Origin of the sequence: Candidatus Zymogenus saltonus, from assembly GCA_016929395.1 — a bacterium.
Lineage (GTDB): Bacteria > Desulfobacterota > Zymogenia > Zymogenales > Zymogenaceae > Zymogenus > Zymogenus saltonus.
Genome location: JAFGIX010000030.1, coordinates 45249 through 52157, shown reverse-complemented (window position 1 = coordinate 52157; position 6909 = coordinate 45249). Strand labels below are relative to the sequence as shown.

The 6909-nt window shown below is 50.0% G+C and carries 7 protein-coding genes; 5 read left to right on the top strand and 2 right to left on the bottom strand.

Annotated elements, in window-relative coordinates; translation table 11 throughout:
- Window positions 1-225: 225 nt before the first annotated feature.
- The 4 genes from JW984_06595 (at window position 226) to JW984_06580 (ending at window position 2722) form a co-directional block, all read left to right on the top strand.
- Window positions 226-1431 carry an alcohol dehydrogenase catalytic domain-containing protein gene (locus JW984_06595; GenBank protein MBN1572851.1) on the top strand — a complete coding sequence of 402 codons (1206 nt, stop codon included), beginning with the start codon at window positions 226-228 and terminating at the stop codon, window positions 1429-1431.
- Between the two features lie 434 nt (window positions 1432-1865).
- Entirely contained in the window at window positions 1866-2180 is a 315-nt protein-coding gene (locus JW984_06590) for a DUF3467 domain-containing protein (protein ID MBN1572850.1), read from the top strand.
- The gene (locus JW984_06585; GenBank protein MBN1572849.1) at window positions 2161-2424 is read left to right on the top strand and encodes a hypothetical protein; all 264 of its coding nucleotides are present in this window, start codon (window positions 2161-2163) and stop codon (window positions 2422-2424) included. The genes JW984_06590 and JW984_06585 overlap by 20 nt, the downstream gene beginning before the upstream one ends.
- Window positions 2417-2722: a hypothetical protein gene (locus tag JW984_06580; protein ID MBN1572848.1), complete on the top strand. Its 306-nt coding sequence runs from the start codon at window positions 2417-2419 to the stop codon at window positions 2720-2722. The genes JW984_06585 and JW984_06580 overlap by 8 nt, the downstream gene beginning before the upstream one ends.
- Window positions 2723-3032: 310 nt before the next feature.
- Here JW984_06580 and JW984_06575 read toward each other — a convergent pair whose 3' ends face one another.
- Complete coding sequence (locus JW984_06575) at window positions 3033-4385, bottom strand: MFS transporter (GenBank protein ID MBN1572847.1); 1353 nt, start codon at window positions 4383-4385, stop codon at window positions 3033-3035.
- Window positions 4386-4580: 195 nt separating this feature from the next.
- Between JW984_06575 and JW984_06570 the strand changes: the two genes are divergently transcribed.
- On the top strand, window positions 4581-5768 hold the full coding sequence (locus JW984_06570; protein ID MBN1572846.1) for a M28 family peptidase: 1188 nt from the start codon (window positions 4581-4583) through the stop codon (window positions 5766-5768).
- Window positions 5769-5829: 61 nt separating this feature from the next.
- Here JW984_06570 and JW984_06565 read toward each other — a convergent pair whose 3' ends face one another.
- Window positions 5830-6864 carry an endo alpha-1,4 polygalactosaminidase gene (locus JW984_06565; GenBank protein MBN1572845.1) on the bottom strand — a complete coding sequence of 345 codons (1035 nt, stop codon included), beginning with the start codon at window positions 6862-6864 and terminating at the stop codon, window positions 5830-5832.
- Window positions 6865-6909: the final 45 nt, after the last annotated feature.

The following is a 6909-nucleotide window of genomic DNA, read 5'->3' as shown; positions in this document are numbered from 1 at the left end:
TTAAAGTTCGGGGATGGCTCTTCTATGATAAAATATCTTCTCTTTAAACGACTAAACTGTAAGGTAAGATCGTAACTTTTTCAATTAAGCATTTTAACAATTCACTTCAAGACCAATGCAATCCTAAAAATCTTCCGAAAAAACTCTCTAAATTACCTTCAAAACACGTCGAAATAGTGGTATAAAAGGGGCAACTTTTAGATATTTTTCACCGAGGAGAAGATTATGAAAGGACTATATTTCGACGCCGATATAAAGAAGATCGCGCTGATAAAGGCGCTCTCGCCGATCTGGAAGCGGGCGGCCCTCTCGCCCCTCTCCCCGGTGAGATACGGGGAGGTGGAAGAGCCGAAGCTCCCGGGCCCGAACTGGGTCAAGGTGAAAAACAGGCTCTGCGGGATATGCGGCTCCGACATCCACTTCATCTTCCTGGAGATAGACCCGAAGATCGCGCCCGCCGCCGTCCCTGCGGTAACGAGGAAGTTCATCGGCCACGAAGTGGTGGGGGATGTGGTAGAGGCGGGAACGGGGGCGGTAGGGTTCAGCGACGGGGACAGGGTCATCCTAACCATCGACTGGCCCAGCTGCTTCCAGAATGAGGCTGATCCCATGTGCCGGGAGTGCGCAAAAGGGAACTACCTCCTCTGCGAGAACCCGGGCTGGCCCGATATGCCCAAAAACCAGGGGGGCGGGTTTTCGCCCTACATGGTCGTCCACAAGACCCAGCTCATGAAGGTCGACAAGGACATCCCGGACGAGGACGCGATATTGATCGAGCCGACCGCCTGCTCCGTGAGGGCCGTCCTTAAGAGGCCGCCGATGCCGAAGGAGAAGGTCCTGATAATCGGGGCGGGGTCGATCGGGCTGAACATGCTGAGCGTGGTAAGGGCGCTGGCGCCCGACTCCGAGGTCTACATCGCGACCCGCTACCCCCACCAGACCGATATGGCGAAGAGGCTCGGGGCGACCGGGATAATCGAGGGGCGGGATATATTTAAACAGGTGGCCGACATCACGGGAGGAAAATACTTCAAGGCCCCCTTCAGAAACGAGATGGTGATCGGCGGCTTTGACGTTATATACGACACGGTGGGAAACGACCAGACCCTGAAGAACGCCGCCAGGTGGGCAAGAGCCGAGGGGACGGTGGTCATCGTGGGGATAAACTTCTCACCGAAGAGGCTCGACTACTCCCCCTTCTGGTATCAAGAGGTGGAGCTTAAAGGGATCAACTGCCACGGGATGGAGACATTTCGGGGCAAAGAGATGACGAGCTTCGAGGCGGCCTATATCCTGTACAAGGAGGGAAATCTCAACTTCGACGGCTTTGTCACACACGTGCTCCCGATGGAGGACTACCTCAAGGGGATCGACCTGTTTTTGAACAAGGGGAAGAACGGGGCGATCAAGGTGGCGTTGAGGCACGGGTAGCCGGGGCTTTGGGAAGAGAGTTTTATTCGAGATCGAACCGTTTCATTCATCTAGCTAAAAAAGCCCCGCCGGGCGTATAAACCGGAGGGGCTTTACATACTCTGTTGGGGAGATTACTCCTTGCGGTCGGAAATACCCGGTTCCCTTCAAGCCGGTGAAGGATTTAAGAGAGTTTAACAGAATCATCGACAAATAAATGGTTTGACTGCATTTGGAAATGATATTCTGGGAAAAGTGTGATTAATCATTTTCTTGTTTGAGATGTACAATTTAGCAGTAGAGGGATTAAATGAGTAAAAACATTTTATTATTGTATTTTACAATAACTTTTTTTAAAAATAAATAGAAAAGTATTGATATATTTTATGCAGAGGAGGATAATTATATAAGGTATTATATGACATCACATGAGATATAGATAAGGAGTACATAATATGTTGGATAATGATAAACAATCAAATAAGACAATTGATGTTAAAGTAATCCCAACGAGAGATACCGAATCTAAAAGGATCTATGCCAATTACTTTACAGTTAATCACGGGCCTTTTGACTTTACTTTTACATTTTGTGATGCGAGACCACCACTAACTGATACAGAAAAAAATGATGTGATTGATTCTAAAATTATGGCTGCATCAGTTCAAGTAGAAATAGCCATACCAATTGGATTAATGGAGCCTATTATTAAAGCCCTTAAAACAAATTACGATATATATAAAAAATCTTATGGCAAAGATGAAAAATAATATAGAAAATTCTATTGAAGATAGAATTAGCTTTCTTCTTGATAATATTTCAGAAGATGATAAAGCCGATCTTTTATGTGGACTTTTAAAACTATCTTTTTCTGGGGATAAAGAAGAAATACAAAATTACATTTGGGGCTGGGAAGAAGCCGCAGAAATAAATTCTATACCAGAATTAAGACAAGAAGTCTTATCAAGGTATGAGTCTCTTAAAAAGAAATTATCAGAAAAGAGCAATGTCTGATATAGAATGGAAGATCGGCTTTGGAACTGACAACATAGAAGAGGAATACTACTCCTTTTTCATAATTCATCCAGACCAACAGTTATGCAAAGATCATTTTGAAATTGACGTTAAAAACAATCCCTTTTATCATCCTAAACCGAAACGTATAGTAAAATTACAGGGTAAAAAATATAAGGGAATTTATAGATGGAAGGAAAGTAATACCAGAGTTATGTATCATATAGATAGGCCAGATAAGACGGTATATGTTATAAAAACAGGAACGGCAACAGGTATTTCTTACAAAAAAAGATAATAATAGTTATCTTCATTCCTCAAACAAATTTTTCTGATAAGCCTGCCCCATTAATCTTGCATAATTATCTTCAAAATTCCGTTTATTTGCAGAAATCTTAAAAACGCTAGTTACTTGCCATATTTGGGATCGCAATATTTGCAAGCCTTTTTCAAAGGTTTAAATCATCTGATTTCCTTATCAAAATCGATCCGTAGTATCGAAAGACTGGTTAAGTCTCGTAAGGAACTTCGATCGTCGAAGTCTAACCCCTTCCCGTTGAAACACAACAGCCAGAATGACAGGGATTAAAGGCTTTTTATCCGTCCAGCTACAGCCCCATGATCTTTTTCGTTTCCTCCTTTGTGTCGCCAAGCTTATACGGTATGAACGCCAAAAGCCCCAGGAGGCAGACCGCCGCGCACATGAGCCACACCACCCTGACGCCGAATACCGTCGGCTTGCCGCTCGGGTCGAAGATCGTGAAGACGCCGGTCAGTATGATGGAGGAGAAGGCCCAGCCGAACTTCCTCACTATCCCGTAGATGCCGAAGTAGATAGCCTCCCGTCTCTTTCCGGTCTTGAGCTCCCCCAGGTCTGTCAGGTCCGAGATGATCCCAAGAACAGCGGTGAACATCCCCCCGATGGGTATCGCCGCTATTGGGATTATCAACATCGCTTGAACGAGGGGGGAGCCGAATGGGTACTCGCCGATGAAGTAGCAGCCGACAAATCCCACGATCATAGTGACGATGATCCCCCGAAAGACGTTGCGCTTTGGAAACTTCGACAGGAGGTAGAACCAGAGCGGGACCACGGCCCCCATGAGAAATATCACCTCTCCCAGGATTATGGAGGACATCCCCTCCTCCAGGCCGAGCACCAGTGTCGTCAGGAACGGGACTATCATGAGCATAAGCTGGTACGTGAGCTGAACGAGCATGATCATTATCGCGAAGGAGAGGACCTGCCTGTCCTGAAAAGTCGCCTTCATCGCGGTAAAAAAGCCGGGTGTCTCCTCTTCCAGATCGGGCCGATAGCGCTCCCTCGTGCCGAAAAGGCCGAACTCCCCGACTATAAAGCCCACGAGTCCGAATACCAGCGCCATCATAAAGGCGCCCGTTTTCTGGTAGAGGATGGGGGCGATACCCCCGGCGAGGAGCGCCGCAAATACGCCGATGGCGACGCCTATCGAGGCGATCTTCACCCGCTCCTGGTTGTCCCTGCTCATCTCGGGGAGCATTGCGAACCAGGGGATCAAGACCCCGGTGTATGACCAGTAATAGAAAAAGAGTACGGCGCCGAGGTAGAGGGCGTTGTATATGTGAGTGCCGTTTACGGGGGGCGTCCAGACAAGGACAAACGAGATGAAGAGGATGGGGTACGAGATGAACATGTACGGCTTCCTTCGTCCCCACCTCGTCTTCGTCCGGTCGCTCATGTACCCGATGAACGGGTCGGTCAGGGCGTCCAGAATCCTCCCCCCGAAGAGGATGACCCCGACGAGCATCGTGGTGATATATTGGGCGTGTCCGGTTGTGGCGGTGATGTAGAAGTACATGACCCAGGCGTATAAAATTGTATCATAAATATTGAATGAGAATCCGGCGAGGTTGTAAAGGATGATCTCCTTGAGGGTCAGCGGTTTGGTGCTTGGCACAAATCTTCTTAAATCCTTCTTCAAGACTTCCCCCTTTCAACGATTTAGATTATCGCTCGAAAAACGTTATAATTTTAGATAAAGGTATACATGAAAGGCCTGGGGAAGTCAAAAACTTTTTCCACCCGTTTTATTGACATCGGGCGATAATTATGCAATTTTAGTATTGGCGGGGTGCTGGATGTCTGAATTCTTGGCGTTGATTACGGAGAGGATATTATGAAAAAGAGGTTGAAGCCCTTCATAGAGAGGGTGATCGCCGATGTTGGCACAAGGACTGCCGGAAGCGAGGGTGAGGCTGCGGCGGCCGAGATGATCGCTAAGGAGTTTCGAGAGAGGGGCGCCGAGACCTCCATCGAAAGAATGCCCACGTACCCGGAGCATTTAAGGGCGATGATAAGGATATTGGCCTATTCTTACCTCGCTGCGGTTGTCGCATATCCCTTCTTTCCCGCCGCCACAGTTTTGATTACGTCCGCGGCGCTGGCCTTTCTCCTCCTCGCCCGGAAGGTCTCGCCGAAGGTCATCGATTTCTTTTTGAAGGCGGGCGAGACCCAAAACGTGGTCGGCGTTTACAGGGCGAAGGGGGAGAAAAAGAAGACTCTTATCTTCTCCGGCCACCACGACAGCCCGTACATGATGCCGCTCCTCTCCCCGCCGTATAAGCGGAACGTCCACAGGATGGAAAACGGGGTGGTCTTTGGACTCGTCCTCACGATCCCGGCGGGCGTTGCGAGGGCGATCTTCGCCGGCCCCGTGATAAACCTGTACGATTTTCCGAAAAGCATGGGCTGGTGGGACACCCTCTTTCCGGTCATAGTCCTGGGGCTTTTTTTGGCCCTCTTTTTCAGGGCAAATATGCTCACGAACGAGGAGAACCTCGGAGCCAACGACAACCTGTCCGCGGTGGCGGTCCTCATAGGGATAGGGAATTGTCTCAAGGAAAACAGACTTAAAAATACCGAGGTCTGGCTCGTATCCTTCGGGTCTGAGGAGGTCTTCGGCTACGGCTCTAACGGTTTTGCCGAGGCCCATCGGGGGACGATAAAGGATGCCCTCAACGTCAACATCGAGACGGTGGGCGCCGGGACGTTGGCGATAATCGAGAGGGAGAAACACCACGGGATGGCCTATTCTCCCGAGGTAATCGAGATTATCAAGAGGGGGGGCGGGCGCAGAGGGTTCGACCTCGAGGAGGTCGCAATCACCTACGGCGGGACGGACTCCTACGCGATAATCAAGGGGGGCGGAAAATCCGCCTGCCTCTTCGGGATGGACGAAACGAACCTCTTCAGCCTCTGGCACTCGCCGGAGGACAAACCGGAGAACATAGGCGAGGAGAGGCTCGCCGACGCCCTCTCCGTCTGCCTCGGGATAATTGAGGAGGCGGAAAAGGAGATAGATTAAGGGAGCTGATGTCCATCAAGTTAAATTGGCGGTCATGGTTTATTGTCAGGGCTTCCGATAATCATGGGAGCCTGTCCAAGGGAGTCCTGGATACGAAGGGGACGAATCCCCTGGAGATTGAATATTCCCTCGCCTCCCTCGCGTTTTCTGCCCTTATGCAGTAGTCGACCGTAAAGACGGGCCTGCCCGCCTTCAGGTATTTCACAAGGACCCTGGCGAGGTCATCCCGGCACCATCTGCATGTGCCCCTCGGGGTTTTTATATCCCCGCTCTCGGGGTCGTCCCAGTAGGTGTCCCCGCCCCCGGAAAATGAGAGGTCTTCTATGGCTATCGCATCGATCACGTCGAGATAGCCTTTGGCCTCCTCAATAAGATACGGTCCATTCTGGGCGACTACGAGAAAGTCGGGATTTCTCTTACTTGAATATTCCCTTATCTCGCCTATGAACTTGACCATCTCCGCGGCCGGATCTCTCCCCTCAACCCTCGCCTTTTTGATCACCGACTCGTCGTCGTAGGCCTTCACCCAGTCCATGTATATCCCGTCAAAGCCGAGGTCGACGACCTCTTTCAAGACGCTCCTCTCGCCGTAGATAACTCCGTAGATTACTATTTCCTTCCACCTCTTGTCCCAGTAGGCGACAGGGTAGTTTCCCGACCAGCCGTCCGGGTCAATGCCTACCATAAAGTCGGGCCGCCCCGGGCGAAACCGTGCGGGGGGGCGCCAGTCATCTTTAAAGTAGGTGCGCCACTCCTCCGCCTGGCCGATGTCCACATAGGCTAAGATCAGCTTTCTGTAATTAGGGTTTGTGGAGCCTGAATCCATGAGCCTTTTAACCATCCCCACCGCGTCGAAGCCGTCGTCCTCTTTCAGCGTGGACATAGGCTCGACGACCAGCATGTCGACCTCAAGACTTGCGAGCTTCTCGACCGCCCCATCGTATTCGAGCCCCTGCAGCTGGCAGGCCCAGCTTTTTACAAGCCAGATAGATATTGGAACCGGCGTTTTATAGCCAGCGGTTGTCGACCCGTGGCCGACAATGGCGATCGTCATGACCGCAGAAAAAACGGCTGTTTTTACCCTGTATTTCTTCATCTTGTTGAAAAATGCCCGGTTTTTGGACAGTCCACATATAGAAAA